The organism is Streptomyces asiaticus, from assembly GCF_018138715.1.
Classification (GTDB): Bacteria; Actinomycetota; Actinomycetes; order Streptomycetales; family Streptomycetaceae; genus Streptomyces; species Streptomyces asiaticus.
This window is the reverse complement of record NZ_JAGSHX010000006.1, coordinates 4,660,941-4,686,954: the sequence shown is the minus strand read 5'-3', so window position 1 is coordinate 4,686,954 and position 26,014 is coordinate 4,660,941. Positions and strand designations below refer to the sequence as shown.

The following is a 26,014-nucleotide window of genomic DNA, read 5'->3' as shown; positions in this document are numbered from 1 at the left end:
TCGCGGCGGCACCGTAAGGGCGGCGCCGCCGTACGGACCCGTGGCACCCAGGTTTTCGGTGCGCTCAGGTCGTCAGGAGGATCTTGCCCACATGCGCGCTGGACTCCAGCAGCCGGTGGGCCTCCGGGGCCTCCCGCATCGGGACGGTGCTGTGGACGATCGGGCGGACCCGGCCGCTGCCGATCAGCGGCCAGACATGCTCCCGTACCGCCGCGATGATCGCCGACTTCTGCGCCAGCGAGCGGCTCCGCAGCCCGGTGGCCGTCACGGCGGCGCTCTTGGACAGCAGGGTGGCCAGGTTCAGCTCGGCCTTCACCCCGCCCTGGAGCCCGATGATCGCCAGCCGTCCGTTGAGCGCGAGCGTCTCCAGATTCCGGGCCAGGTACTTCGCGCCGACGATGTCCAGGATGACGTCCGCGCCCGCGCCGTCGGTGGCCCGGCGGATCTCCTCGACGAAGTCCTGCTCGCGGTAGTCGATCAGGATGTCGGCGCCGAGCTCCTGGCAGGCGGCCAGCTTCTCCGGACCGCCCGCGGTCACCGCGACCCGCGCCCCGACCGCCTTCGCGAGCTGGATCGCCATGGTGCCGATGCCGCTCGATCCGCCGTGCGCCAACAGCGTCTCGCCCGGCCGGAGATGAGAGATCATGAAGACGTTGGACCAGACGGTGGCGGTCACTTCGGGCAGCGCCGCGGCCGTGACCAGGTCCACGCCCTCGGGAAGGGGCAGCAGCTGGCCCGAGGGAACCGTCACCTTCTCGGCGTATCCACCGCCCGCGAGCAGGGCACACACCTCGTCGCCCACCGCCCAGCCGGTGACGCCGGGGCCGAGCGCCGAGATCCGGCCCGAGCACTCCAGACCGGGGTAGGGCGGGGCTCCTGGCGGCGGCGGATAGTGGCCCTGGCGCTGGAGCACATCCGCGCGATTGACGCCGGCGGCCGCCACGTCGACCAGGACCTCGCCCTCACCGGGCACGGGATCGGGGACCTCCGCCCATACCAGGGCTTCGGGGCCACCGGGTTCGGGAATCGTGATCGCATGCATGAGCGCGAGGCTACTCCTGGACCATCGGCGCGCGAACGATTGTGATCAAGCGGTCGGCCGCCCGCAGCGGGCTGGCGTCGGGGTCGTCGTACGCGAGGAGGCGATGGCCGCGCAGCACGGACACCACGAGGTCCTCCGTGTCCCGCACCGACTTGCCCACCTCGGCCTTCACCACCGTGCGCTCCACCAGGTCCAGGCCCGTGCCCTGCTGGATCAGATCCTCGATCACCGCACCGGCCGTCGGGCTCTGCACGCTCATGCCCAGCAGACGGCCCGCCGCGCTGGCGCTGGTGATCACCGCGTCGGCCCCGGACTGGCGCAGCAGCGGCGCGTTCTCCTCCTCGCGCACCGCCGCCACGATGTTGGCGCCCCGGTTGAGCTGCCGTGCCGTCAGCGTGACCAGAACGGCGGTGTCATCGCGCTGGGTGGCGATCACGAACTGGCGGGCGCGCTGCGCCTCCGCCCGCAACAGCACATCGCTGCGGGTCGCGTCGCCGACCACCCCCGCGAACCCCTCCGCGTTGGCCGCCTCGATCACCTTGTGGTTGGGGTCCACCACGACCACCCGGTTCTTGGGCAGCCCCGTCGCGCAAAGGGTCTCCACCGCGGACCGCCCCTTCGTACCGAAGCCCACGACGACGGTGTGATCACGCAACGCTGACCTCCAGCGGTTCAGGCGGTACTGCTCGCGGGTGCGTTCGGCCAGGACTTCCAGGGTGGTGCCGACCAAGATGATCAGAAAGAGCACGCGCAGCGGCGTGACCAGCAGGATGTTACTGAGCCGCGCACTGTCGCTGTACGGCACGATGTCGCCGTATCCGGTCGTGGACAGCGTGACGGTCGAGTAGTAGACGGAGTCGAGGAAGTCGACCCGCTCGTCGGCGTTGTCGTGGTAGCCGGCCCGGTCGATGTACACGATGGCCACCGTCAGCACCAGCACCAGCAACGCCAGCAACAACCGGCGGGCGACCTGGCGCAGCGGGCCCGCGGGGAAGTGGGGCAGATGGACGCGGTGGCCGCCGTCCCCGGGGGTGCGGGCGGCCGCGTCATGGCTGGGCAGCTTCACGCCGGGCCCTCCTGGGGGGATATGTCCTCGCCGTCGGTCGCCTGGGCGGTGCGCTGGGGCGCTTGGTCGGTGCGCTGGCTTGCTCGGGCTGGGCGTTGGGGCGCCTGGTCGGTGCGCTGGGGTGCTTGGGCTGGGCGTTGGGGCGCCTGGTCGGTGCGCTGGGGTGCTTGGGCTGGGCGTTGGGGCGCCTGGTCGGTGCGCTGGGGCGCTTGGGCTGGGCGCTGGGGCGCCTGGTCGGTGCGCTGGGGCGCTTGGGCTGGGCGCTGGGGCGATTGGTCGGTGCGCTGGCGCGCCTGCTCCGTGTGGCTCGGCTGCTCTGCCGCGCTCGCCGACCAAGGGAGATCCAGTACGTCGACCTCCGTGCCGCGCTTCGCCCCGCCGGGCGGGATCACGGCGAGGCCGTCGGCCGCCGCGATGCCGCGCAGCATCGCCGGGCCGTTGAAGCGCAGCGGCACCGCCGCGTCCTGCCGGAAGGTCACGGGGACCAGCCGGGTGTCCCGCGGATGCCCCTGCACGGCCTCGGCCAGCGGGGCCGGGCCGGGGTCCGGGGCCGGGCGGCCCGTCATCGTCCGCAGCAGCGGCTCCGCGAGGGTCAGCAGACCGGACACCGCCGCGAGCGGATTGCCCGGGAGCCCCACCAGATGGCGAGCGAGGCGGGCTGGGCGTTCAGGGGGTTCGGTGTTTCCGGGATTTCCCTGGTTTGCGGGGCTTTCTTTTATGGGGCTTTCGCGGGCGAGGCGGGCCAGCAGCATCGGGTGGCCGGGGCGCACCGCCACGCCGTCCACCAGCAGTTCGGCGCCCAGGCGGCGCAGGGTGGGGTGGACATGGTCCAAGGGGCCCGCGGCCGTGCCCCCGGTCGTCACGACGACGTCGGCGGTCGACTCCGCCACCGCCGCGTGGACCACGTCCGCCTCGTCGGTCAGCCGCCGGGTGCCCATGACCTCGGCGCCGAGCGCCCGCAGCCACGGCCCGACCATCGGCCCCAGCGCGTCCCGGATCCGGCCGTCGTGCGGCAGCCCTTCGGTGAGCAGCTCATCACCGAGGACCAGCACCTCGACGCGCGGCCTGCGCACCGTCGGCAGCTCGTCGTACCCGGCCGCGGCGGCCAGGCCCAGGACGGCGGGGGTGACCAGGGTCCCGGCGGGCAGCAGCTGATCGCCACTGCGGCACTCCTGGCCGCGGGTGCGGATGTCCTGGCCGAGGACGACGGGGTGGGCGGGGGACGCGTGCAGCCAGCCATCGCCCGCGTCGGTGCCGTACTCGCTGCGCAGTACCGCGGTGGCACCGGGCGGGACGCGGGCGCCGGTGGCGATGCGGACCGCATGGCCGTCGGGGAGGGGGGCCGTCTCACCGTGTCCGGCGAGGATGCCGGGGTGGTCCTGGTCCTTGGTACCCGTCGGCAGCCGCCAGGGGCCGGGGCCCGAGAGCGCCCACCCGTCCATGGCGGAGGTGTCGAAGGGCGGCAGATCGGTGAGCGCGGCGAGCGGCGCGGCCAGGACCTGGCCGAGCGCCTCGGTCAGCGGCCGCATCACCGGGGCGGTGTGGGCGGCCTCCTTGACGGCGGCGCGGGCGGCGATGGCGCGGGCGTCGGGCCAGGAGGTGGGGCTGCGGTGCGGTGCGTTCATGGAGGGATGCGGGTGGGGTGTGGATGCGCCGGGGGTGCGTTTCGGGTGCGGGGTCGGGGCCTGATGGGCGGGGGCCCTGGACCGTGTGCCTTTGGCGCCAGTGCCCTCCGACGTCGGACTACCCGAAGACCGGCTCCTCGAATACACCTCTGGCCTTCGGCGTACGTGACCTTGGGCATCCAGGACCGCCGCTGGCTCTCCCGCTGCTTCCCGTGCCAGGTCGAGCGCGGTCTCGACCCAGTCCGTCCGGGCCGGGGCGTCGGTGCCGGTGCCGGCGATGGCGTCGATGTCGTCCGTGTGGCCGGTGCCGTCGGTCTCGCCGGGCTCGCGGGGGCCGTCGGGCTGGCCGGGCTCGCGGGGGCCGTCGGGCTCGCCGGGGCCTCGCTCCCGGGTGGGTTGGGCCGGGCGGCCATTGGCCAGGCTGAGCGCGGCGTCGGCCCAGTCCTCGTCCGGTTCCGTTCCGGGCGGCTCCGGGCCCCGCGGCGGCGATTCATTGGCCAGCGCCAGCGCCTCGTCGACCTCGCGGTCGAGCGGGTCCCCGTCCCGGGGGTGGCGAGGTGTCACTGCTCCTCGGCCCAACGCGCCGCCAGCGCCACGGCCTTCTCGGTGGCGTCGGCCAGCGCCTCCGGGCCACCGCCCTTCTGGGCCGCGGCGTAGCCGACGAGAAAGGTGGTCAGGGGGGCGGCGGGCCGGGCGACGCCATGTGCGGCGTCACGGGCAAGATCGAGTAGGGCCGCGGTGTCGACATCCAGGTCGATCCCGAGTTCGGCCTTGACTGCGGCAATCCATTCGTCCAACACGTGTCCATGCTCCCTGATGCGCGCTCGAGCCGTGGTGATGTCTTCCCAGGTGTCGCAGTCGAACGACGCGGTGGGGTGCCGGAGGCGGGCCAGGGCCAGCTCGGAGACGAGGAGGCGGAGGGGCAGCCCGCCGAGGCCGCCGTGTTCGGTGGCGAGGAGGGCGATCTCGCGGCGCAGCGGCTCGGCGCGGTAGGCGGCGACAAGGGGCTGCTCACGGCCGTCGGGGTCGATGAGCACGGCCCCTTCGGCACCCTGGAGACCGGTGAGGAGGGTCTCGACGGTCTCGTGGGTGAGGAAGGGCAGATCGGCGGAGAGGACGAGGACGACCGGAGCCGTGGTCTGCCGGACGCCCGCGTCGACGGCCGCGACCGGACCGCCGCCGGGGGGCTCCTCCCGGGCCCACCGCACCGGCCGCGCCGTGGGTCTGCGCGGGCCGACGACGACGGTCCGCCCGGCGCCGCGGCATGCGTCCAGCACCCGGTCGAGCAGGGCTCGCCCGCCCACCCGCAGCGCGGGCTTGTCCACCCCACCGAGCCGCCGAGCGGCGCCCCCGGCCAGGATCACTGCGTCATACGCACCTGGAGTCACCCCATGAGTATGGCGCCGCCGGGCATCCGCTACAGCCGCCGCAGCAACACCATGGGCTGCTCCACGCAGTCGGCCACGAACCGCAGGAATCCGCCGGCGGTGCCCCCGTCGCACACCCGGTGGTCGAAGGTGAACGACAGCTGCACCACCTGGCGCACCGCCAGCTCACCCTGGTGCACCCAGGGCTTCGGGGCGATCCGCCCGACCCCGAGCATCGCCGCCTCGGGGTGGTTGATGATCGGCGTCGAGCCGTCGACCCCGAACACCCCGTAGTTGTTCAGGGTGAAGGTGGAGCCGGTGAGCTGCGCGGGGGCGAGGGTCCCGGTCCGCGCGGCCTCGGTCAGCCGGGCGATCTCCTCGGAGAGCCCCTCTATGGTCCGCGTGTGGGCGTCACGCACCACCGGGACCACCAGACCCCGGTCCGTCTGGGCCGCGAAGCCGAGGTGGACGCCGGGGAGCCGGATGATCTCCCGGCCCTCCATGTCCACCGTGGCGTTGAGCTCGGGGAAGCGCGCGAGGGCCGCCGTGCAGATACGGGCCAGGAGGGCGAGCACGGAGACCTTGGCCTCGCCCGCGGCGTTCATCGCCGCACGGGCGGCGAGCAGTTCGGTCGCGTCGGCGTCCACCCAGCAGGTCGCGTCGGGGATCTCGCGCCGGCTGCGCGCGAGCTTGTCGGCCACAGCGCCCCGCACCCCCCGCAGCGGAACCCGCTCCCCCTCCGGGGCGCGGCCTGCGGAGGCGGGCGCTGGCGCTACGGGTGCGGGAGCGGCGGGGGCGGGGGCGGCGGGTGCAGGAGTGGCGGGTGCAGGAGTGGCAGGGGCGGGCGCCGTGCCCGCGACCGCGCGCTCGACGTCCGCCCGCAGAATCAGTCCCTCGGGGCCCGAGCCCCTGAGCTGCCGCAGATCGACATCGTGCTCCCGGGCCAGCCGCCGTACCAGGGGCGAGATCACCGGAAGGGGCCCTGCGGGAGCCGTCACCGTCTCGCCCACCGGCCTGACGGGGGCCGCCGCCGTCTCGCGTACGGGCGCGGCGGGGGCCGCCGCCGTCTCGCGCGGGAGTGGGGCGGGGGCCGCCGCCGTCTCGGGCAACGGTCCGCCAGGGGCCGTGGGCATCTCGCGCAGCGGCCCGGGGGAGGGCCGAACCCGGCGGCGCCGCGCGGCGGGACCGGCCGTGCCATAGCCGACCAGCACATTGCCCGACGTGCCGTCGATCGCGCTCTCGGCGACCGGCGGACCGGATCCGTCGTCCGAGCCCTCCGGCACGGCGACCGTGATCAGCGCCGCCCCGACCGGCACCTCCGCGCCCTCCTCGCCGTAACGGGCCGTCACCACACCGCCGTAGGGGCACGGCACGTCCACCATCGCCTTGGCCGTCTCGACCTCGACCACCGGCTGGTCGACCGCGACCACCTCGCCGACCTGGACCAGCCAGCGCACGATCTCGGCGCCGGTCAGCCCCTCGCCCAGATCGGGCAGGGTGAACTCCCTTACGACAGCCATCAGACCGCGCTCCCCTCGGTCCACTCCGACTCCCACTGGAGCCGGGCGACGGCGTCCAGCACCCGGTCCACCCCGGGCAGATGGTGCCGCTCCAGCATCGGCGGCGGGTAGGGGATGTCGAATCCGGCGACCCGCAGCACGGGCGCCTCCAGATGGTGGAAGCAGCGCTCGGTGACCCGGGCGGCGATCTCCCCGCCGGGCCCGCCGAAGCCCGTGGACTCATGGACGACGACCGCGCGGCCGGTGCGGCGCACGGAGGCGCACACCGTCTCGTCGTCGAAGGGGACGAGCGAGCGCAGATCGACGACCTCAAGATCCCAGCCCTCGGCCCGGGCCGCCTCGGCGGCTTCGAGGCACACCGGCACGGAGGGGCCGTAGGAGATCAAGGTGGCGCTGCGCCCGCCGCCGCTGCCGGGCCCGCGCACCACCGCACGCCCGATGGGCGGCACCTGCTCGGGGGCGTCGGCCGACCAGTCGGCCTTGGACCAGTACAGCCGCTTGGGCTCCAGGAAGATCACGGGGTCGTCGGAGGCGATGGCGGCGCGCAGCAACCCATAGGCGTCGGCGACGGTCGCGGGGGCGACGACTTGGAGGCCGGGGGTGGCCATGTAGTAGATCTCGGAGGAGTCGCTGTGGTGCTCGACGCCGCCGATGCCGCCCCCGTAGGGGACCCGCACGGTGATCGGCATGGGCATCGCGCCCCGGGTGCGGTTGCGCATCCGCGAGACATGGCTGATGAGCTGCTCGAAGGACGGATAGGCGAAGGCGTCGAACTGCATCTCGACCACCGGCCGCAGCCCGTACATCGCCATGCCCACGGCGGTGCCGAGGATCCCCGCCTCGGCCAGCGGCGTGTCCGTGCAGCGGTCCTCGCCGAACTCCTCGGCGAGCCCGTCGGTGATCCGGAAGACGCCGCCCAGGGTGCCCACGTCCTCGCCGAGGACATGGACGGACGGGTCGGCGGCCATGGCGTCGCGCAGCGCGCGGCCGAGGGCCTGGGCCATGGTGGCGGGCTTACGGGCGGTGTCGGTCCCGACGGCGGTGGTCATCACTCCCCCTTCCCGGCGTCCGCGGCCTCGGCGTCGAGCTCGGCGCGCAGCTGGGCCGCCTGCTCGCGCAGCTGGCTGGTCCGGTCGGCGTAGACGTGCTCGAAGAGCGCCATGGGGTCGAGGACCGGGTCCTGGTGCATCCGCGTCCGCAGATCGGCGGCGAGCCGCTCCGCGGACTCCCGCGCGGCCCGGTCCCCCTCGTCGTCCAGCAGGTGGCGGTCCCGCATGGCCTCCTCCAGGAGCGCTATCGGATCGTGGGCACGCCATGCCTCGACCTCGGAGTCGGGGCGGTAGCGGGTGGCGTCGTCGGCGTTGGTGTGCGCCTCGATGCGGTAGGTGACCGCCTCCACCAGGGTGGGGCCGCCTCCGGCGCGGGCCCGGCGCACCGCCTCCGCCAGGACCTCGTGGACGGCGGCCGCGTCATTGCCGTCGACGAGCCGGCCGGGCATCCCGTATCCCACCGCCTTGTGGGCGAGGGAGGGCGCGGCGGTCTGCTTGGCGAGCGGGACGGAGATCGCGAAGCCGTTGTTCTGGACGAGGAAGACGACCGGGGCGTGCCATACGGCCGCGAAGTTGAGGGCCTCGTGGAAGTCGCCCTCGCTGGTGCCGCCGTCGCCGACCAGCGCGAGGGCCACCACATCGTCGCCCTTGAGGCGGGCGGCGTGGGCGAGGCCGACGGCGTGCGGCAGCTGGGTGGCCAGCGGGGTGCACAGCGGGGCGACGCGGTGGGTGTGGGGGTCGTACCCGGAGTGCCAGTCGCCGCGCAGCAGGGTCAGGGCGTCGACGGGGTCGAGCCCGCGGACCACGGCGGCCAGGGTGTCGCGGTAGCTGGGGAAGAGCCAGTCGCGGTCCTCCAGCACCAGCCCGGCCGCGACCTGGCAGGCTTCCTGCCCGGTGGAGGAGGGGTAGACGGCCAGCCGGCCCTGCCGGGTGAGGGCGGTGGCCTGCGTGTTGTACCGGCGGCCGCGCACCAGCTCGCGGTGGAGCCGGATCAGCAGATCGGGGGAGATGTCGGCGGCAGCGGCGGTGCCCAGCAGGCGGTACGGCTCCGCGTCGGGCAGCAGCGGCGCGGCGTCGACGCGGGGCTGCCAGCCGGGCGGGGGAGTGGGCCGGTAGGCACCGGGCTGCTCAAGGACCGTCATGACGCGACCTCCTGGGCGTGGCGTACGGCGGGAGGGCGGGGCGTGCCGGGCGGCATCGCCCTCCCCTACCGATTGTTCGGTCGTTGACGCATTTTGGCTACAGGCGACCCAAGCCTGTGGACAAACGGTTCTGCGACCCCTGAGATGAAGACAGGACGTCCATGAAGGGGAGGCGGGACGATATGCCGGGCGAACAGATGGCCAATCCGGACGGCAAACCCCCGGCGCGCCCGCTGGACTCCATCGACCGCGACATCCTGCGTCTGCTCCAAATGGACGGCCGCGCCTCCATACGCTCCGTGGCCGAGCAGGTGCACGTCTCCCGCGCCAACGCCTACGCCCGGATCAACCGCCTGATCGACGACGGAGTGATCCGCGGCTTCACCGCCCGGGTGGACCAGGAGCGGGCCGGACAGGGCGCGTCCGCGTACATCACGCTGAAGATCGTCCAGAACTCCTGGCGCACCGTGCGCGAAGAGCTCCGGCAGCTCCCCGGGGCCGCCCACATCGCCCTGGTCAGCGGAGACTTCGATGTGCTGCTGCTGGTGCACACCGAGGACAACCGCTCGCTGCGCGAACTGGTCCTCACCCGGATCCAGGCCATACCGGAGGTGCTGAGCACCCGGACCCTGCTGGTCTTCGAGGAGACGGACCTGGACTCGGAGCCGTAGCGGGGCCAGGGCCGTGGACGGGTCCGGGCGCGGGTGTGGCGCGCCCGGACCGGGCGCGGGCGTACCGCCCCGCGGGCGTCGCGCGTCAGGTCTGGGTGCGGAGGCCCGCGAAGGCCGTACGGATCACGGCCTCGGCCACCTCATGGGAGGTAGCGGCCCCGCCGCGGCCCGGCCGGTACCACTCCACAATGGAGTTGATCATGCCGAAGAGCAGCCGGGTCGCCAGCCGGGCGTCCACGTCGGACCGCAGGTCGCCGTCGGCCGCGGCCTGCTTGAGCAGCTCGGCCACCTGGTGGTCGAACTCCCGGCGCCGCTCCATGGCCCACCGCTCGGTGTCCGTGTTGCCGCGGACGCGCAGCAGCAGCGTGACGTAGGGCAGCTCCTCCATCAGCACCTCGGCGGTGCGCCGGGCCACGTGCTCCAGCCGCTCGATCGCCCGGCCCTCGCGTGCGGCGGGCTCCTGGAGGATGCCGAACAGCCCGTCCAGGGCCCGGCTTATGGCCAGCCTGAGCAGCTCCTCCTTGCCCTTCACATGGTGGTAGATGGAGGACTTGGAGATCCCGGCGGCCCGGGACAGGTGCTCCATGGAGGTGCCGTCGTAGCCGCGCTCGTTGAACACCTCCACGGCGACCGCGAGCAGCGATTCGGGCGTGTAGGTGTCGCGCTTGGCCATGGTCATGATTAGAGCAGCCTCTCATCGGCGGCCGCACGCCGGATCAGCGCCTGGGAAGGGGCGTAGCGGCCGGTCGGACAGGCGTGGTGGAGGTTGCGCAGGGTGTCGCGCACCCAGCGGGCGCCGAGCGCGCGCCCCCAGGCCAGCGGTCCGCGCGGGTAGTTGACACCGGTCAGCATGGCGGTGTCGATGTCCTCGGGGCTCGCCACCCCGCGGGCGACGGCGTCCTCGGCGAAGTCCACGAGCATCGCGACCGTGCGGGCCACGACCATGCCGGGGACGTCCTGCACCACGCTGACCTCCTTACCGAGCGCCTGGAACAGGCCGACCGCGGACCGCAGGGACTCCTCGGGGGCGGCTGCGGACGCCGCGAGTGCGACGCGGGTGGCGGTGCGGTAGTCCAGCGCCAGATCGAAGCGGACCGACGCGGCGAAGGGGTCGTCGGTGGCGGTCGTGCCGTCGGCCAGGGACAGGCGGGTGCCGTCGGGCAGGGCGAGATGGGCCCCGACGGGCTCGCGGGTCACCGGTATGCCCGTCTCCTCGATGAGACCGACCAGCCCCTGTGCGGGCCCCAGGTCGCCATGGAGGGCGACCTTGCCGGGCGGCTCGCACGGCTCCGCGGTGTGCGGGGCGGGCCGCCCGGCGCCCTCGGTGTGGTCGTACCAGCCGTGGCCCGTCTTGCGCCCGTGCCGCCCGGAGGCGACGAGCTGCCGCTGGGCGAGGGACGGGGTGAATTTCGGATCGTGGAACAGCGCTTCCCAGACGGATCGGGTGACGGCCTCGTTCACGTCCTGGCCGATCAGGTCGGTGAGCTCGAAGGGGCCCATCCTGAAACCGCCGGACTCGCGCAGCACGGCGTCCAGGGTGGCGGGGTCGGCGGCGCGCTCCTCGTACGCCCGGAACGCCTCCGCGTAGAAGGGGCGGGCGATCCGGTTGACGATGAACCCGGGGATGTCGGCGCAGCGCACCGGGGTCTTCCCCCAGGCCGCGACGGTGGCGTGGGCGCGGTCGGCGGCGGTCTCGTCCGTGGCGGCGCCGCGCACCACCTCCACCAGCGGCATCAGCGGGGCCGGATTGAAGAAGTGCAGACCGAGGAGGCGGCCGGGGCGGCGCAGGACGCCCGCGACGGCGGTGACGGAGAGAGAGGAGGTGTTGGTGGCGAGCAGACAGCCGTCGGAGACCACCGACTCCAGCGCGGTGAACAGCTGCTGTTTGGCGTCGAGTTCCTCCAGGATCGCCTCGACCACCAGCCCCGCCCCGGCCAGGTCCGCGAGGTCGGCCACGGGGGTGAGCCGGCCGAGGGCGGCGTCGCGGTCGGCGGCGGTGAGGCGCTCCTTGGCGACCAGCCGGCCGAGCCGGTCCGCGATGGCGTCGGCGGCCCGGGAGGCACGGCCGGGCACGGCGTCGTAGAGCCGCACGGGGTGGCCCGCGGCCAGCGCCACCTGGGCGATCCCCTGGCCCATCGTGCCGGTGCCGACGACGGCGACGAGGCCGGCGCGGTCGGTCCCACGGTCGATCGCAGTCATGCCGCAGATCCTTTTCGACGAAGTTGTCCACAGGGACGAAGTTGTCCACAGGTTCGCCAGGCCCTCTTGTCCCGACCGATCGTTCGGTTACTCTAACCCTGTCGCCCATTCCAGCCCAGCCCCAGCTCGACGAGGAGTTGGTCAGTCGTGACCGCCGCACTCACCACCGCGCAGTTGACGCAAGAGCACCGCCCCACCCTCGACCAGGCCCTGGAGGCGATCCGTACCCGCGCCTATTGGTCCCCGCACCCCGAGCACCCGAAGGCTTACGGCGGCGAGGGCCAGGGCGGGCGCCCGAGCCTGAGCGTCGCCGAGGGCCAGGCGGCGTTCGAGGCGCTGCGCGGCAAGCGCTTCGAGCTGGACCAGCCGGGCACCGACGGCTGGGCGGGCTCCGAGGTCTCTCCGTTCGGAGCGGAGATGGGCATGGAGTATCCGCATCCGGACATCGAGGTGCTCCTCCCGGCGATGCGGGCGGGGATGCCCGCCTGGCGGGACGCCGGTCCCGAGACACGGGCCATGGTGTGCCTGGAGATCCTGGCTCGGATCGGCGCCCGGTCCCATGAGTTCGCCCAGGCCGTCATGCACACCAGCGGACAGGCGTACATGATGGCGTTCCAGGCGGGCGGCCCCCACGCCCAGGACCGCGGCCTGGAGGCGGTGGCGTACGCGTTCGCCGAGCAGACCCGCACTCCGGGCGCCGCCGACTGGTCCAAGCCGCAGGGCAAGCGCGACCCGCTGCGCCTGCGCAAGACGTTCACGGCCGTCCCGCGCGGTATCGCGCTGCTGATCGGCTGCAACACCTTCCCGACGTGGAACGGCTATCCGGGGCTCTTCGCCTCGCTGGCCACCGGCAATCCGGTGCTGGTCAAGCCGCACCCCCAGGCCGTTCTGCCGCTGGCGCTGACCGTCCAGGTGGCGCGCGAGGTGCTGAAGGAGGCGGGATTCAGCCCCGATCTGGTGGCGCTGGCCGCCGAGCGGCCGGACGAGGGGATCGCCAAGGTCCTCGCCGTCCGCCCCGAGATCCGAATCATCGACTACACGGGATCCACCGCCTTCGGCGACTGGCTGGAGACCCACGCCCGCCAGGCCCAGGTCTTCACGGAGAAGGCGGGGGTCAACACGGTGGTGATCGACTCCACCGACGACTACCAGGGCATGCTCGCCAATCTGGCCTTCTCCCTGTCCCTCTACAGCGGCCAGATGTGCACCACCCCGCAGAATCTGCTGATCCCCCGCGACGGCATCACCACCGACGCCGGCCCCAAGACCTATGACGAGGTGGTGGCCGACCTGGCGGCGGCGGTGGACGGGCTGCTGGGCGACGACGCACGGGCGAGCGCGCTGCTCGGCGCGATCGTGGGCCCGCGGGTCCAGGAGCGGCTGGAGGCCGCCCCCGGCCTGGGCGCGGTCGCCCTGGCCTCCCGCACGGTGGCCCACCCCGACTTCCCGGGCGCCACGGTGCGCACGCCGCTGATGGTCAAGGCGGACGGCGCGCGGAAGTTCTGGGAGGGGGCGGACGCGGACGCGCCCTATCTGGCCGAGTGCTTCGGCCCGGTCTCCTTCGCCGTCGCCGTCGCCTCCACGGAGGACGCGGTGGCACTGCTGCGCCGGACCACCCGGGACAAGGGCGCGATGACGGTCGGGGCGTACACCACCTCGCCGGAGGCGGAGCGGCTGATCGAGGAGGCGTGTCTGGAGGAGTGCGCCCAGCTGTCGCTCAACCTGACCGGTGGCGTGTATGTGAACCAGACCGCGGCCTTCTCGGACTTCCACGGCACGGGCGGCAACCCGTCGGCCAACGCCGCGCTGTGCGACGGGGCGTTCGTGGCCGGCCGCTTCCGGATGGTCGAGGTCCGCCGCCCGGCGGAGTAACGGGCCCAGTGGGCGGGGCGTGCCCGCGCACGCCCCGCCTGGACGTGGCCTAGGGCGGGGCCGGCGGTGCCTATGGGCAAGGCGCGACGGCCTTTGGCGGGACGGGACGGGCCTAAGCCGGGCGGTCGGGTCCGCCCCAGTGGAAGAGGGCCATGGCCACGCTGGTGGCCAGGTTGTAGCTGGACACCTGGGGCCGCATGGGAAGGGCCACCAGCCTCGTGGCCCGCTTCCGCAGCTCCGGGGAGATCCCGTGCCGCTCGGAGCCGAAGGCGAGCAGCGCGTCATCGGGGATGGTCAGGGACCGGATGTCCGCCCCCTCCGGGTCCAGCGCGTACAGCGGCCCCTCCGGAAGGGCGTCGTCCGGCAGCCGCTCCACCGCGGTGGCGAAGTGCAGCCCGGCGCCCGAGCGCACGGCGTTCGGATGCCAGGGGTCGATATCTCCGGTGGTGACCACGCCCGTGGCCCCGAACCCGGCGGCGAGCCGGACCACGGCCCCGACGTTCCCCAGATTGCGGGGGTTGTCCAGGACGACCACCGGGGCCCGCCGGGGCCGCCGGGACAGCTCGTCCAGATTCGCCCGACGGCCGCGCCGGACCGCCAGGGCGGCGACCCGTGTGGGATGCACCCTGGCCACCAGATCGCGCAGGGTCCCGGCGTCCACCTCCACCAGAAGGTCCGCGATCACCTCGGTGAGGTCGTCGGCCAGGTCCTCGGCGAGTTCCACGGCGGCCGCCTTGTCGCTGGTGACCGCTGCGCGCACCTCCGCGCCGAACCGCAGCGCGTGCTTCAGCGCGTGGAAGCCGTCCAGCAGCACGGTGTCGGGGGCCGTCGCGCGCCAGTGCCGTACGGCCCGCGCGGACTCGTCATCGATCATTCCCTCAGCGTACGAGGGTGCCGGCCGGGGATTCCTCGTCGTTCTCCCGCGCTCGCTGCCCGGGCAGCCATACGGCGCGCGCCGCCAGCCGGTCCCGGGCCCGGCCCAGCCGCGCCTCGGCCCAGCGCAGGACGTTCGTCGGCAGGAAGACCGAGTCAGCCGCGATCACGGCGAGCGAGAAGAAGGGCAGCCCCAGCATCACGGCGATGCCGAGGTGCTCCATCATCAGCAGGACGAGCATCACGTTCTTGGCCCGCCGGTTGAGCAGGGTGAACGGAAAGGCCACCTGGACGATGACCGTGCCGTAGGTCAGCACCATCACCAGGGTGCCGCTGGACGCCATGGTGTCGGCCAGCCAGGGCCAGGGCGAGAAGTAGTCCAGGTGCAGCGGGTAGTAGAGGGCGGTGCCGTCCTGCCAGCGCGAACCCTGGATCTTGTACCAGCCGGCCGAGGCGTACAGCAGACACACCTCGGCCATGATCACCAACAGGGCGCCGTTGTGCGCCACATTGGCGAGCACGTCCGATACGGTGCGCGGCTCCCCCGGCGCGTAACGCCTGACGAACCACCAACCGGCCTGGACGAGCCACAGCCCCCACAGGACGGTGCCCCAGCCCAGCCCGGGCAGCGGGCCATCGGCGGTCAGGAACAGCCGGGCGTCGGTGAACAACTGCGCCCAGAGCAGGGCGGCCCCGGTGACGGCCCACAGCACGATTCCGGTGGTGTCGCGCGGCGGCCATTCGCGGTCCGCCCACCGGGCCGCCCGGCGCGCGTCCAGGGACCACACCTGACCGCACCGGGTCAGCACCAGATACATCGACATCAGATGGATGAGATTGTCGCCGCCGTCCCCCACGAAGATGCTGCGGTTTTGCAGCGACAGCACCCCGATCATGAACAGCACGGACATGGTGCGGGTGCGCCAGCCCACCAGCAGCAGCGCGCTGGAGACGATGGCGAGGGCGTAGACGATCTCGAACCACACCGTGCTGTCGGACCACATGAGCGCGGTGAAGGCACGGTTGCCGTCGATCAGCCGGGCGGCCATGTCCCAGTTCCACGGGCCGTCCGGCCCGTACAGCTCCCGGCGGTGGGGCCATTCGCGCACCAGGAAGAGCAGCCAGGTGAAGGAGAAGCCGATGCGCACGACGGCGCTCTGCCGGGGGCCGAGCGCGGACGCGGTGACGCGCGTGTAGCCACGCGCCACGGCGGTCTGGAGGCGGGCGGAGGGGGTCATCGGCGCTTCACCTCCGGGAGGTCATCGGAGGTCACGGTCCACCACGGCAGCGTGCGGTAGACCGTCTTGGTGTCGATCTTCTCGTCGCTCCAGGACGGCGGGGCCACCGGAGTGGTCGCGGAGCGCACCTGTATTCGCTCCACGGTGCCGCCGTCCTCCTCGCGGCCGAGGCGGAGCATCACGATCCGGCGGATGTACTGCTCGGAGAGGTTGCCGCGCATCCCCTGCGGCCGCTCCCGCACATCATGCGAGCCGACGTAGAACTCCCAGCCGCGGCGCAGCTCGTTCTGCTGGGTGTGACTGGGCAGCGGGTTGTGGTGGATGGCCGCGCCGTCCTGGGCCGAGAGGTCGCGCCAGCCGGTGGTCGCGGTGCCGCCGGCGGAGGTGCGGATCTCGGCGCGGGCCTGCACGGCGATGTTCTGCTGGAGCGGGTTGGGGGCGAAGAGCTTCCAGACCCGTTCGAACTCCGGATAGACGTAGTCGTCTATCGCCGCGCCGTGCCGCTTGGTGAGGGTGTTGGGCGGTGAGACGCTCAGGAAGGCCGCCGAGAGGTGGACCGCGGCGGCGACGGCGGCGACCGCGATGGCCACCGCGATGATCAGCTGGGCGGGCAGGGAGAACGTGGTGAGCGGTTCCGCCGCGTCGCCGTCCGGCGCCGATTCCGCCGGGCCCGATTCAGCCGAGTCCGGTCCCCCCGGCTCCGGGTCCGTCGGTTCCGGTCCCGTCGGTTCGGGATCCGTCGGCTCCGCTTCCTGCGGCTCCGGCCCCGTCGGCTCCCCATCCGCCGGTTCCGGCTCCGTGTCCGCCATACCCCGCCCCGCTCCCGATGGTCCAGGTCTTCGCGCACGCCGGTCGACCGCGCGCCCCCGTGGCCCCCACGCCCCGGCACCGTACCGATGCGGAACCACTCGGCACAGCGTCCTCAGCGTTATCCACAGGGTTGACACCCTACGTTCCTCAGCACACCATTGAACCGAACGATCGGTCGGTCGGCTGGCCGGTCGGCGGAGACGAATGGCGGAGGGGCTTCGCATGACGACGATGGCGGCGGACGCGGGAGCGTACGAGGCGGTGTTCGACGCCGCCCTGGCCGCGGACGAGCGCATCGAGCCGCGCGACTGGATGCCCGATGAGTACCGGGCCACGCTGGTGCGGCAGATGGCGCAGCACGCCCACTCCGAGATCATCGGCATGCAGCCGGAGGCGAACTGGATCACCCGCGCCCCCTCGCTGCGGCGCAAGGCCATCCTGATGGCCAAGGTCCAGGACGAGGCGGGCCACGGCCTGTATCTCTACAGCGCGGCGGAGACCCTGGGCACCGGCCGGGACGAGCTGCTGGACAAGCTCCACAGCGGCCGCCAGAAGTACTCCTCGATCTTCAACTACCCCACGCTGACCTGGGCCGATGTCGGCGCCATCGGCTGGCTGGTGGACGGCGCCGCGATCACCAACCAGGTCCCGCTGTGCCGCTGCTCCTACGGGCCCTACGCACGGGCGATGGTCCGCATCTGCAAGGAGGAGTCCTTCCACCAGCGCCAGGGATACGAGCTGCTGCTGGCCCTGAGCCGGGGCACCGAGGCCCAGCACGCCATGGCGCAGGACGCGGTGGACCGCTGGTGGTGGCCGTCGCTGATGATGTTCGGCCCGCCGGACGACGCCTCGGCCCACTCCGCGCAGTCGATGGCCTGGAAGATCAAGCGCCACTCCAATGACGAGCTGCGCCAGCGCTTCGTCGACATCTGCGTCCCCCAGGCCGAATCCCTCGGCCTCACCCTCCCCGACCCCGAGCTGCGCTGGAGCGAGGAGCGGGGGCATTACGACTTCGGCCCGATCGACTGGGACGAGTTCCGCGAGGTGCTGCGGGGAAACGGGCCGTGCAACGCACAGCGGATCAACCAGCGGCGCCGGGCCCACGAGGAAGGCGCCTGGGTGCGCGAGGCAGCCGCGGCGTACGCGGCCAAGCACGGGGAGGCACAGGCATGAGCGGCAGCCCGAGCACCGAATGGCCGCTGTGGGAGGTGTTCGTCCGCAGCAGGCGCGGACTGTCACACACTCACGCCGGTTCCCTCCACGCCCCGGACGCGGAAATGGCCCTGCGGAACGCACGGGATCTGTACACCCGCCGCTCCGAGGGCGTCTCGATCTGGGTGGTGCCGTCCACCGAGATCACCGCCTCCTCCCCGGACGAGCGGGATCCGTTCTTCGAGCCGTCCGCCGACAAGCCCTACCGGCACCCCACCTTCTACGCGATCCCCGAGGGGGTGCGGCACCTGTGACCGCGGCCCTCGCCCTGGGCGACGACGCGCTGGTGCTCTCCCACCGGCTGGGGGAGTGGGCCGGGCAGGCGCCCGTGCTGGAGGAGGAGGTCGCGCTCGCCAATATCGCCCTCGACCTGCTCGGCCAGGCCCGGGTGCTGCTCTCCCTCGCCGGCGACGAGGACGAGCTGGCGTATCTGCGCGAGGAGCGGGCGTTCCGCAACGTCCAGCTGGTCGAGCAGCCCAACGGGGACTTCGCCCGGACCATCGCCCGTCAGCTCTACTTCTCCACCTACCAGGAGCTGCTGTACGAGCGGCTGGCGCGCGGCACCGGCCCCTTCGCCCCGCTGGCCGCCAAGGCCGTCAAGGAGGTGGCCTACCACCGCGACCACGCCGAGCACTGGACCCTGCGGCTCGGCGACGGCACGGACGAGAGCCATGAGCGGATGCGGCGCGGGCTGGACGCGCTCTGGCGGTTCACCGGTGAGCTCTTCGAGCCGGTCGAGGGGTGCGAGGTGGAGTGGGGCACCCTGCACGACGCCTGGCTGACCCGGATCACCTCGGTCCTGGAGCGCGCCACCCTGGCGGTGCCCGAGGGGCCCCGGCGCGGCGGCTGGGCGGCCGGCGCGGGGCGCCAGGGCATCCACACCGAGCCGTTCGGCCGGATGCTCGCCGAGATGCAGCATCTGCACCGCAGCCACCCGGGGGCGACATGGTGACGCCCGGGCCCTCCGCGGCGCCCACGCCTCAGGCGTCCGGCGCCCGCCTCACCCCGCTCGAGGAGGAGCTGCTGCGGCTGGCCGGATCCGTGCCGGACCCGGAGCTGCCGATGGTGTCCCTGGCCGAGCTGGGGGTGATGCGCGGGCTGCGGCTGCTGGGGCCGGGCCGGGTCGAGGTCGAGCTGACGCCCACCTACACCGGCTGCCCGGCGTTGGAGTCGATGGCCACCGATATCGAGCGGGTGCTCCATGACCATGGCGTCCCCGAGGTCGCCGTGCGCACGGTCCTCTCCCCGCCCTGGACGACGGACGCGATCAGCGCCGAGGGCCGCCGCAAGCTGGCGGAGTCCGGCATAGCGCCGCCCGCGCCGCTCGACGCGACGGGGGGCGGTCCGGTCCCGGTGGCCCTGGCGGTGCGCTGTCCGCACTGCGGCTCGACCGAGACCGAGCTGCTCAGCCGCTTCTCCTCCACCGCCTGCAAGGCGCTGCGCCGCTGCGCGGCCTGCGGCGAACCCTTCGACCACTTCAAGGAGTTGTGATGGCCGCGGAGGAGGTGCAGCGGGTCACGCCCCGCCACGGCGCGTTCCACCCGCTGCGGGTGGCGGCGGTCGACCGGCTCACCGATGACGCGGTGGCGGTCACCCTCCTGGTGCCGCCCGCGCTGCGGGAGACGTTCCGCTTCGCGGCGGGGCAGCACATCGCGGTGCGCCGGTTCGCCGATGGCGCGGAGATCCGCCGGACGTACTCGATCTGCACCCCGGCCCCGGGTGCGGAGGGCCCGGAGTTCCTGCGGATCGGGGTGCGGCTGGTCGAGGGCGGTGGGTTCTCGACCTATGCCCTCAAGGAGCTGGCGGTCGGGGAGGTCATGGAGGTGATGGCCCCGGCCGGACGGTTCGTCCTGGAGCCCCGCCCCGGTCACTTCGCGGCGGTCGTCGGCGGCAGCGGTATCACCCCGGTGCTGTCCATCGCCGCCACGCTGCTCAGCCGGCAGTCCGAGGCGCGCTTCTGTCTGATCCGCAGCGACCGCACGGCGGCCTCGACGATGTTCCTGGAGGAGGTCGCCGACCTCAAGGACCGCTGGCCCGACCGGTTCCAGCTGGTGTGCGCGCTCTCCCGGGAGGAGCAGCAGGCCGGGCTGGTCTCCGGGCGGCTCGACGAGGAGCGGCTGACCGGGCTGCTCCCGGCGCTGCTGCCGGTCGCCTCGGTGGACGGCTGGTTCCTGTGCGGGCCCTACGGTCTGGTGCGCGCCGCCGAGCGGGCGTTGCGCGGCCTCGGGGTCTCCCGCGGCCGGGTTCACCAGGAGATCTTCCATGTGGACGCGGCCCCCGCCGAGGGCGTCCCCATATCGGGCCCGGCCCCGGCCGCCTCGCACAGCTCGGTCACGGCGACCCTGGACGGCCGCTCGGGCACCTGGCCGGTCCAGGACGGGGAGCCGCTGCTGGAGACCGTGCTGCGCAATCGGTCCGACGCGCCGTACGCGTGCAAGGGCGGGGTCTGCGGCACCTGCCGGGCCTTCCTGGTCTCGGGCGAGGTGCGGATGGACCGGAACTTCGCGCTGGAGCCGGACGAGGTGGAGGCGGGCTATGTGCTGGCCTGTCAGTCCCACCCGGTGGGCGAGCGGGTGGAGCTGGACTTCGACCGCTGACAGGCCCCGGGCGCGGCACCTGCGTCCGGGCGCGGCACCGGCGTTCCCTTCTTGTAGAACCTGTTCTATCTTGACGGGCCGTCAGATATAGCCGCGGCGCGGGAGGTACGGACAGTGGACTTCACCTTCACCGAGGAGCAGCAGGCGGCCGTCGAGGCGGCGAAGGCCGTCTTCTCCTCCGTCACGCCGGACAGCGTGCCCAGCCCCGCGCTGACCGCGGGCGCCGTCGCCGACGACTTCGACCGCGCGCTGTGGCGGAAGCTCGCCGAGGGCGATCTGCTGGGCCTGACCCTCGACCCCCGGTACGGCGGCTCGGGCCTGGACCCGCTCGCCCTCTGCCTGATGCTGCGGGAATGCGGCCGGGTGCTGGCCCGGGTGCCGCTGCTGGAGTCCAGCGCCGCCGCACTGGCCGTGCAGCGCTACGGCGGGGACGAGCTGTGTGCCGATGTGCTGCCCCGGGCCGCCCGCGGTGAGCTGGTCCTCACCGCCGCCTCCAGCGGCCGCACCGGCCATGGCCCGGCCGAACTCGCCGTCCAGGCACGGCGGACCGGCGAGGGCTGGGTGCTGGACGGTGTCCAGACCGCAGTCCCCTGGGCCCATGGCGCCGATCGCGTGCTGCTCCCGGCCCACACCGGGGAGGGCGGTACGGTCCTCGCCCTGGTCCCCCGCGACCATGAGGGCGTCGCCCTCAAGGAGCAGATCTCCACCAGCGGTGAGCGGCAGGCCGAGGTCCGGCTGGACGGGGTGCGGCTCACCGACCGCGAGGTGCTGACCGCGGACGGCGCCTGGGAATGGCTGCGCGATCTCCTCACCACCGGCACCTGCGCCCTCGCGCTGGGCCTCGGCTCGGCGGTGCTGGACCTCACCAGCTCGTATGTGAGCGACCGCAAGCAGTTCGGCTTCCCGCTCGCCACCTTCCAGGCGGTCGCCGTGCAGACCGCCGACCGCTATATCGATCTGCGGGCCATGGAGGCCACGCTGTGGCAGGCGGCCTGGCGGCTGTCCCTGGACGAGGAGCGGCCCACGGTGAGCGGCGCGCTGCCCATAGCGGGAGATGTCGCCGTCGCCAAGATCTGGGCCGCCGAGGGCGTGCGCCGCGTCGTCCAGACCGCCCAGCATCTGCACGGTGGCTTCGGTGCGGTCACCGACTACCCCCTGCACCGCTATCACGCCTGGGGCAAGCAGTTGGAACTCTCGCTGGGATCGGCCGCCGCCCATGAGGAGGCGCTGGGCGAACTTCTCGCCGCCCACCCCCTCGGCTGACCGCCCGCCGCTCGGCCGACGCCCACCCCTCGGCTGAGCGGCGCGCCCCGCCGATCAGCGGGGAAGGTCCGCGGGGAAGATCAGTAGGGAAACTTCTAGAGCACAAAGGCCCCTTCGGCGGTGCCGTCGGGGCCGCTCACCATCGGCCGGCCCGCCGCGTCCCAGGCGAGCATCCCGCCGTCCACATTCACCGCGTCCAGCCCCTGCGCGACCAGATACTGCGTCACCTGCGCGGAGCGGCCGCCGACCCGGCACATCACATGCACCCGCTGCCCGTCGCCGGCCGCCGCGGTCAGCTCGTCGAACCGCGCCACAACCTGGCCCATCGGGATGTGCAGCGCGCCCTCGACATGCCCGGCCGCCCACTCGTCGTCCTCCCGGACGTCCAGCAGAAGGCCATCGGCCGGTACCGCCGCCGCCTCCACCTGGGGAAGCTGGGCAAAATGCATCGGACACACCTCTCACACGACATCGGCAACTGCGGCAAACCTACTACTGCACCAGCTCCGCGAGCCGGGCCTCCTTCTCCGAGGCCTGGGCCAGCAGCTGCTCGGCGATCTCGTCCAGCAGCCCATCGGGGTCCTCGGGCGCCATCTTGATCATCGCGCCGATCGCGCTCGACTCCAGCTCCGCGGCGACCGCGGCCAGCATCTCCTTGCGCTCGGCCAGCCACTCCAGCCGGGCGTAGAGCTCCTCGCTGCGGCTCGCCCGCCGCTCCGGCGGCGGCGGACCGGCCTCCCACTCCTCGGCCAGCGCCCGCAGCGCCTCCTCGTCCCCGGCCGCGTACGCCGCGTTGACCCGCACGATGAAGGCACCGCGCCGCTCCCGCTCGGCCTCCTCCTCGGCCAGATCCGGATGGGCCTTACGGGCCAGCTCCCGGTAGATCCGGCGGGCCTCCTCGCTCGGCCGCACCCGCGGCGGCGGCTGCACCGGCCGCTCGGTGAGCATGGCGGCCGCCTCCGGCGAGAGCCCCTCCGAGTCGATCCAGCCGTGGAACAGCTCCTCCACGCCCGGCATCGGCTGCACCAGCCCCCGCGCCTCACGGGCCTTGCGGAGGTCCTCCGGATCGCCGGTGCGCGCCGCGAGCGCCTCGGCGATCAACGCGTCCAGCTCGTCGAGGCGTGAGTACATCGGCCCGAGCCGCTGGTGGTGCAGCCGGGAGAAGTTCTCCACTTCCACCCGGAAGGTCTCCACCGCTATCTCGAACTCGATCAGCGCCTGCTCGGCCGCGCGCACCGCCCGCTCCAGCCGCTCGGCGGCCTGAGTCTCCTCCTGCGACCGGTCGTGCGACTCCGCCTGGGGCTCCGCGTCCGACATCGACTGCCGTGCCTGCTGCTGCGCTTCCGGATTCGTCACCCGCTCAGACTACGTCCGGCGATGATCGGCGACGGAGGTCACACCCCCGCCCGCGCCTCATACCCCCATCTCGGCCGCTATCCGTCCATTGCGCACCGCCCTGACCAGCGCGGAGTGATCCGCTTCCGTGCGATCCGCGTACGCCACCGCGAAGGCGGCCACCGCCTCGTCCAGCTCCTCCCCCTTGCCGCAGTAACCGGCCAGCATCCGGGGGTCCGCGCTGTGGGAGTGGGCCCGGGCCAGCAGGGCCCCGGTCATCCGCCCGTAGTCATCCATCTGGTCCGCGGCCAGGGCCGCCGGGTCCACGCTTCCCTTGCGGTTGCGGAACTGCCGCACCTGATAATGCCGCCCCCGCACCGTGGTCCACCCCAGCAGGATGTCGCTGACCACCTGCATCCGCTTCTGGCCGAGCACCACCCGCCGCCCCTCGTGTGTGACATCCGGCACCTCGAAACCGGCCTTCGCCAGATGCGGCAGCAGCGCGGAGGGGCGCGCCTCCTTCACCTGGAGCACCAGCGGCTCGCCCCGGTGGTCGAGCAGCAGCACCACATAGGAGCGGGTGCCCACGCTGCCCGTGCCGACCACCCGGAACGCCACATCGTGCACCTCGTACCGCGAGAGCAGCGGCAGCCGGTCCTCCGGCAGCGTGCCCAGATACCCGGCGAGCGACGAGGCCACCGCCGCCGCCTCCTCGTCCGGCACCCTCCGCAGCACCGGCGGCGCGTCCACGAAGCGCCTGGCCTCCGGCCGGCCGGAGGCGCCCTCCCCGCCCGGCACGGGTTCGGTGGCCCGGGCGGCGTACCGCGCGCTGGTGTTCCGCCGGGCCTTCTCGGAGATCCGCTCCAGCGTGCCCACCAGGTCCTTGGCGTCCGTGTGGGAGACCAGCTCCTCGTCCGCGATCGCGTTCCACGCCTCCGTCGCCGGGAGCTTGGCCAGCAGTCGCACCGTGCGCCGATAGGCGCCCACCGCGTCCTGGGCGGCCGCCCGGCAGGTGTCCTCGTCGGCGCCCGCCTCCCGGCCGGCCAGCACCAGCGAGACCGCGAGCCGCTTCACATCCCACTCCCACGGACCGTGGACGGTCTCGTCGAAGTCATTGAGATCGATGATCAGGCCACCGCGCGCATCCCCGTAGATCCCGAAGTTGGCGGCGTGGGCATCGCCGCACAGCTGGGCCCCGATACCGGTCACCGGCGTGGTCGTGAGGTCGTGCGCCATCAGCCCGGCGGCCCCGCGCAGAAAGGAGAAGGGGTTCGCGGCCATCCGCCCCACCCGGATCGGGGTGAGCTCCGGCAACCGCCCCGCGTTGGACCGCTCGACCGCCGCCACCGGATCCGGCCGCCCGGTGTCCCTCGGCGGCTCGGCATGCGCCGAGCGCGGCAGGCTCTTGCGCAGCGCCTTGCCCCGCTGCCGGGGAGAGGGGCCCTCACCGTGCCACACGGCGAAGCCCGGAACCGGCGGCAGCCGCCGGGCCGCGCCGCCCACGGCATCCCCGCCGCTGGATCCCCGCTCGCCGCTGCCATCGCCCCGGCCGTTCGCTCCGGCTCGGCCGCCCTCGCCGCCGTCGCCCTCAACGCTCCGGTCGTCCGTCATCGCGCCCCCGCCCTTCTCGCACACGACATCGACTGAATCGACTGAGCCGACCGTACCCCCTGTCGACCCACCTCGTCAGAGCCTGTGGAAAACCTTGACGATCATGGCGAAACCCCAGATCAGAAGGAGGACTCCCGGATCAGAAGGGCAGGCCCCCAGACCGGAAGGCGGGCCCCTCGATCCGAAGGCGGGCCGCCGGCTCAGAAAGTGATCCGGCTCAGCCCCGGAACTGCTCCGGGCAGCCCTCGCCGCCCGAGGGCAGATGATTCTCCGCCCACCGCGACAGCTCCTTCAGCGCGGGCTCCAGCGCCTTCCCCGCGTCCGTCAGTCGGTAGGCCACCCGCAGCGGCGGCCCGGCGTCGACCTCCCGCACCACAAGGCCCGCCGTCGTGAGCTCGGTGAGCCGGTCCGACAGCATCCGCTCGCTGATCCCAGGGATGGCCCGCCGCAGGTCGGCGAAGTACGCCCCCTGCTCCGTCAGCACAGCCACGATCAGCCCCGTCCATCGCTTGCCGAACAGCTCGAAGAACCGCGTCATCTCGCCGTCGACCTGCTTGCAGGCCTGTTCGCTGTGGTCCCCACGATCCTTCGCCATGGAATACACACTACTGCGTTCTAGTTCGGGACTACGAAAAAGTAAGCTACTGTGCCTTCTGTAGGTACGTAGGTATTACTGGCTCCTTCCCGAGCCTTGTCACTGGAGGCATCCATGCCGACTCTTCTGCACATCGACACGTCTGTCTTCCCCGGTGAAGCCTCCGCTTCCCGCTCGGTCACGGCCACCTTCCGCAAGGAATGGGAAGCCCAGCACCCGAACGGCACGGTGATCTATCGCGATCTGGCCGCCGAGCCGCTGCCGCACCTGGACGGCCTCGCGGCCGCCGCCGGTTTCGCCGCTCCCGACCAGCGCTCCCCCGAGCAGCACGCCGCCTTCGCTCTGCGGGAGACCCTTGCCGGCGAGCTCGAGCAGGCCGACGTGGTCCTGATCGGCGCGCCGATGTACAACTTCACGATTCCCTCCACCCTCAAGGCGTGGCTGGACCACGTGATCATCATGGGCCGCACCGCGGGCGCCGAGCAGACCACCACCTCGGGCACCCCGGCGATCGTCGTCGCCAGCCGTGGCGGCGGTTACGGCCCGGGCACCCCGCGGGAGAGCTTCGAGTTCGTGACGACCTACCTCGGGAAGGCCCTGGGCGACGGCCTCGGCCTCGATGTCACCTTCGTTGTGCCGGAACTCACGTCGGCCCGCAGCAATCCGGCCATGGCCGACCTGGTCGAGCTCTCGGACGCCTCCAAGGCGAAGGCCCACGAGGACGCCGCGGCCAAGGCCAAGGAGCTCGCCACCCGCTTCGCCGCCGCCTGATCCGGCCGATCCGGCCGATCTGCCCGATCCAACTGATCCGCCCGATCCGGTCCCACCGGGCGTCGGGCCGCAGGGGCCTCCTCTTCCCGGGAGGCCCCTGCGGCCTTCCCAGGAAGCCCGGAAGGCCCCTGCCACAAACGCGAAGCGGGCCCCTCC

General features: G+C 73.0%; 24 protein-coding genes and 1 pseudogene. 9 read left to right on the top strand and 16 right to left on the bottom strand.

The window, feature by feature from the left end:
• Positions 1-64: 64 nt before the first annotated feature.
• From KHP12_RS27215 to pdhA, 7 genes and pseudogenes are all read right to left on the bottom strand, one after another.
• On the bottom strand, positions 65-1,042 hold the full coding sequence (locus KHP12_RS27215; RefSeq protein WP_086886331.1) for an NAD(P)H-quinone oxidoreductase: 978 nt from the start codon (positions 1,040-1,042) through the stop codon (positions 65-67).
• 10 nt (positions 1,043-1,052) lie between these two features.
• Positions 1,053-2,108, bottom strand: a complete 1,056-nt coding sequence (locus KHP12_RS27210) for a potassium channel family protein (RefSeq protein WP_086886332.1) — start codon at positions 2,106-2,108, stop codon at positions 1,053-1,055.
• Between the two features lie 323 nt (positions 2,109-2,431).
• Positions 2,432-3,952: pseudogene (locus tag KHP12_RS51350) on the bottom strand (molybdopterin molybdotransferase MoeA); the annotation flags it as partial.
• Positions 3,953-4,293: 341 nt separating this feature from the next.
• Entirely contained in the window at positions 4,294-5,121 is an 828-nt protein-coding gene (locus KHP12_RS27200; RefSeq protein ID WP_308289511.1) for an NTP transferase domain-containing protein, read from the bottom strand.
• 29 nt (positions 5,122-5,150) lie between these two features.
• Complete coding sequence (locus KHP12_RS27195; protein WP_210609548.1) at positions 5,151-6,620, bottom strand: dihydrolipoamide acetyltransferase family protein; 1,470 nt, start codon at positions 6,618-6,620, stop codon at positions 5,151-5,153.
• Positions 6,620-7,669 (bottom strand): alpha-ketoacid dehydrogenase subunit beta, encoded by a 1,050-nt coding sequence (locus tag KHP12_RS27190; protein ID WP_086885332.1) that lies wholly within the window; start codon positions 7,667-7,669, stop codon positions 6,620-6,622. Before KHP12_RS27190 ends, KHP12_RS27195 begins: the two co-directional genes overlap by 1 nt.
• On the bottom strand, positions 7,669-8,811 hold the full coding sequence (gene pdhA, locus KHP12_RS27185) for a pyruvate dehydrogenase (acetyl-transferring) E1 component subunit alpha (protein WP_211833857.1): 1,143 nt from the start codon (positions 8,809-8,811) through the stop codon (positions 7,669-7,671). The genes KHP12_RS27190 and pdhA overlap by 1 nt, the downstream gene beginning before the upstream one ends.
• A gap of 182 nt (positions 8,812-8,993) precedes the next feature.
• Here pdhA and KHP12_RS27180 point away from each other — a divergent pair, with 182 nt between their 5' ends.
• Positions 8,994-9,482: an Lrp/AsnC family transcriptional regulator gene (locus KHP12_RS27180; protein ID WP_037964444.1), complete on the top strand. Its 489-nt coding sequence runs from the start codon at positions 8,994-8,996 to the stop codon at positions 9,480-9,482.
• A gap of 85 nt (positions 9,483-9,567) precedes the next feature.
• Here KHP12_RS27180 and KHP12_RS27175 read toward each other — a convergent pair whose 3' ends face one another.
• Both KHP12_RS27175 and KHP12_RS27170 read right to left on the bottom strand, forming a co-directional pair.
• The gene (locus KHP12_RS27175) at positions 9,568-10,161 is read right to left on the bottom strand and encodes a TetR/AcrR family transcriptional regulator (RefSeq protein ID WP_086885330.1); all 594 of its coding nucleotides are present in this window, start codon (positions 10,159-10,161) and stop codon (positions 9,568-9,570) included.
• 2 nt (positions 10,162-10,163) lie between these two features.
• Positions 10,164-11,681 (bottom strand): 3-hydroxyacyl-CoA dehydrogenase, encoded by a 1,518-nt coding sequence (locus tag KHP12_RS27170; RefSeq protein WP_086885329.1) that lies wholly within the window; start codon positions 11,679-11,681, stop codon positions 10,164-10,166.
• 147 nt (positions 11,682-11,828) lie between these two features.
• Here KHP12_RS27170 and paaN point away from each other — a divergent pair, with 147 nt between their 5' ends.
• Positions 11,829-13,553: a phenylacetic acid degradation protein PaaN gene (gene paaN / locus KHP12_RS27165; RefSeq protein ID WP_037964453.1), complete on the top strand. Its 1,725-nt coding sequence runs from the start codon at positions 11,829-11,831 to the stop codon at positions 13,551-13,553.
• Between the two features lie 112 nt (positions 13,554-13,665).
• Here the strand turns inward: paaN and KHP12_RS27160 are convergent, their stop codons facing one another.
• Genes KHP12_RS27160 through KHP12_RS27150 form a run of 3 tightly spaced genes read right to left on the bottom strand, consistent with a single transcriptional unit; the run spans position 13,666 to position 16,473 of the window.
• Positions 13,666-14,427: a TrmH family RNA methyltransferase gene (locus KHP12_RS27160; RefSeq protein ID WP_086885328.1), complete on the bottom strand. Its 762-nt coding sequence runs from the start codon at positions 14,425-14,427 to the stop codon at positions 13,666-13,668.
• A gap of 4 nt (positions 14,428-14,431) precedes the next feature.
• Positions 14,432-15,664 (bottom strand): HTTM domain-containing protein, encoded by a 1,233-nt coding sequence (locus KHP12_RS27155; protein ID WP_086885327.1) that lies wholly within the window; start codon positions 15,662-15,664, stop codon positions 14,432-14,434.
• Positions 15,661-16,473 carry a DUF5819 family protein gene (locus KHP12_RS27150; RefSeq protein WP_211833856.1) on the bottom strand — a complete coding sequence of 271 codons (813 nt, stop codon included), beginning with the start codon at positions 16,471-16,473 and terminating at the stop codon, positions 15,661-15,663. Before KHP12_RS27150 ends, KHP12_RS27155 begins: the two co-directional genes overlap by 4 nt.
• Before the next feature lie 223 nt (positions 16,474-16,696).
• On the opposite strand from KHP12_RS27150, the gene paaA reads away from it, so the two are divergent.
• From paaA to KHP12_RS27120, 6 genes are all read left to right on the top strand, one after another.
• Positions 16,697-17,647: a 1,2-phenylacetyl-CoA epoxidase subunit PaaA gene (paaA, locus tag KHP12_RS27145; protein ID WP_086885325.1), complete on the top strand. Its 951-nt coding sequence runs from the start codon at positions 16,697-16,699 to the stop codon at positions 17,645-17,647.
• The gene (gene paaB / locus KHP12_RS27140) at positions 17,644-17,940 is read left to right on the top strand and encodes a 1,2-phenylacetyl-CoA epoxidase subunit PaaB (RefSeq protein ID WP_037964467.1); all 297 of its coding nucleotides are present in this window, start codon (positions 17,644-17,646) and stop codon (positions 17,938-17,940) included. Before paaA ends, paaB begins: the two co-directional genes overlap by 4 nt.
• A complete protein-coding gene (paaC, locus tag KHP12_RS27135; RefSeq protein ID WP_086885324.1) occupies positions 17,937-18,638 on the top strand; it encodes a 1,2-phenylacetyl-CoA epoxidase subunit PaaC in 702 nt (233 codons plus the stop codon). Before paaB ends, paaC begins: the two co-directional genes overlap by 4 nt.
• Positions 18,632-19,177: a 1,2-phenylacetyl-CoA epoxidase subunit PaaD gene (paaD, locus tag KHP12_RS27130; RefSeq protein ID WP_086885323.1), complete on the top strand. Its 546-nt coding sequence runs from the start codon at positions 18,632-18,634 to the stop codon at positions 19,175-19,177. Before paaC ends, paaD begins: the two co-directional genes overlap by 7 nt.
• Positions 19,177-20,283 (top strand): 2Fe-2S iron-sulfur cluster-binding protein, encoded by a 1,107-nt coding sequence (locus KHP12_RS27125; RefSeq protein WP_086885322.1) that lies wholly within the window; start codon positions 19,177-19,179, stop codon positions 20,281-20,283. Before paaD ends, KHP12_RS27125 begins: the two co-directional genes overlap by 1 nt.
• Before the next feature lie 114 nt (positions 20,284-20,397).
• A complete protein-coding gene (locus KHP12_RS27120) occupies positions 20,398-21,546 on the top strand; it encodes an acyl-CoA dehydrogenase family protein (protein ID WP_211833855.1) in 1,149 nt (382 codons plus the stop codon).
• Between the two features lie 95 nt (positions 21,547-21,641).
• On the opposite strand, the gene KHP12_RS27115 is transcribed toward KHP12_RS27120, so the two are convergent.
• The 4 genes from KHP12_RS27115 to KHP12_RS27100 all read right to left on the bottom strand — a co-directional run bounded on the left by KHP12_RS27115 (position 21,642) and on the right by KHP12_RS27100 (position 25,087).
• The gene (locus tag KHP12_RS27115) at positions 21,642-21,995 is read right to left on the bottom strand and encodes a rhodanese-like domain-containing protein (RefSeq protein WP_037954504.1); all 354 of its coding nucleotides are present in this window, start codon (positions 21,993-21,995) and stop codon (positions 21,642-21,644) included.
• 43 nt (positions 21,996-22,038) lie between these two features.
• On the bottom strand, positions 22,039-22,863 hold the full coding sequence (locus KHP12_RS27110) for a hypothetical protein (protein ID WP_086885319.1): 825 nt from the start codon (positions 22,861-22,863) through the stop codon (positions 22,039-22,041).
• A 96-nt stretch (positions 22,864-22,959) separates the two neighbouring features.
• Complete coding sequence (locus tag KHP12_RS27105) at positions 22,960-24,492, bottom strand: DUF2252 domain-containing protein (protein WP_086885333.1); 1,533 nt, start codon at positions 24,490-24,492, stop codon at positions 22,960-22,962.
• A gap of 217 nt (positions 24,493-24,709) precedes the next feature.
• Positions 24,710-25,087 (bottom strand): winged helix-turn-helix transcriptional regulator, encoded by a 378-nt coding sequence (locus KHP12_RS27100; RefSeq protein ID WP_037954517.1) that lies wholly within the window; start codon positions 25,085-25,087, stop codon positions 24,710-24,712.
• 114 nt (positions 25,088-25,201) lie between these two features.
• Here KHP12_RS27100 and KHP12_RS27095 point away from each other — a divergent pair, with 114 nt between their 5' ends.
• The gene (locus KHP12_RS27095) at positions 25,202-25,858 is read left to right on the top strand and encodes an FMN-dependent NADH-azoreductase (RefSeq protein WP_086885318.1); all 657 of its coding nucleotides are present in this window, start codon (positions 25,202-25,204) and stop codon (positions 25,856-25,858) included.
• Positions 25,859-26,014: the final 156 nt, after the last annotated feature.

Bases quoted from the DNA above. Each gene is read 5' to 3' on its own strand.
- KHP12_RS27215 (WP_086886331.1), bottom strand. From the start codon at position 1,042: ATGCATGCGATCACGATTCCCGAACCCGGTGGCCCCGAAGCCCTGGTA.
- KHP12_RS27125 (WP_086885322.1), top strand. From the start codon at position 19,177: ATGGCCGCGGAGGAGGTGCAGCGGGTCACGCCCCGCCACGGCGCGTTC.
- pdhA (WP_211833857.1), bottom strand. From the start codon at position 8,811: ATGACGGTCCTTGAGCAGCCCGGTGCCTACCGGCCCACTCCCCCGCCC.
- KHP12_RS27115 (WP_037954504.1), bottom strand. From the start codon at position 21,995: ATGCATTTTGCCCAGCTTCCCCAGGTGGAGGCGGCGGCGGTACCGGCC.
- KHP12_RS27160 (WP_086885328.1), bottom strand. From the start codon at position 14,427: ATGATCGATGACGAGTCCGCGCGGGCCGTACGGCACTGGCGCGCGACG.
- KHP12_RS27180 (WP_037964444.1), top strand. From the start codon at position 8,994: ATGCCGGGCGAACAGATGGCCAATCCGGACGGCAAACCCCCGGCGCGC.
- KHP12_RS27175 (WP_086885330.1), bottom strand. From the start codon at position 10,161: ATGACCATGGCCAAGCGCGACACCTACACGCCCGAATCGCTGCTCGCG.
- KHP12_RS27170 (WP_086885329.1), bottom strand. From the start codon at position 11,681: ATGACTGCGATCGACCGTGGGACCGACCGCGCCGGCCTCGTCGCCGTC.
- KHP12_RS27110 (WP_086885319.1), bottom strand. From the start codon at position 22,863: ATGTCGGACGCGGAGCCCCAGGCGGAGTCGCACGACCGGTCGCAGGAG.
- KHP12_RS27190 (WP_086885332.1), bottom strand. From the start codon at position 7,669: ATGACCACCGCCGTCGGGACCGACACCGCCCGTAAGCCCGCCACCATG.
- KHP12_RS27155 (WP_086885327.1), bottom strand. From the start codon at position 15,664: ATGACCCCCTCCGCCCGCCTCCAGACCGCCGTGGCGCGTGGCTACACG.
- paaD (WP_086885323.1), top strand. From the start codon at position 18,632: ATGGTGACGCCCGGGCCCTCCGCGGCGCCCACGCCTCAGGCGTCCGGC.
- KHP12_RS27100 (WP_037954517.1), bottom strand. From the start codon at position 25,087: ATGGCGAAGGATCGTGGGGACCACAGCGAACAGGCCTGCAAGCAGGTC.
- KHP12_RS27150 (WP_211833856.1), bottom strand. From the start codon at position 16,473: ATGGCGGACACGGAGCCGGAACCGGCGGATGGGGAGCCGACGGGGCCG.
- KHP12_RS27195 (WP_210609548.1), bottom strand. From the start codon at position 6,620: ATGGCTGTCGTAAGGGAGTTCACCCTGCCCGATCTGGGCGAGGGGCTG.
- KHP12_RS27105 (WP_086885333.1), bottom strand. From the start codon at position 24,492: ATGACGGACGACCGGAGCGTTGAGGGCGACGGCGGCGAGGGCGGCCGA.
- paaA (WP_086885325.1), top strand. From the start codon at position 16,697: ATGACGACGATGGCGGCGGACGCGGGAGCGTACGAGGCGGTGTTCGAC.
- paaB (WP_037964467.1), top strand. From the start codon at position 17,644: ATGAGCGGCAGCCCGAGCACCGAATGGCCGCTGTGGGAGGTGTTCGTC.
- KHP12_RS27095 (WP_086885318.1), top strand. From the start codon at position 25,202: ATGCCGACTCTTCTGCACATCGACACGTCTGTCTTCCCCGGTGAAGCC.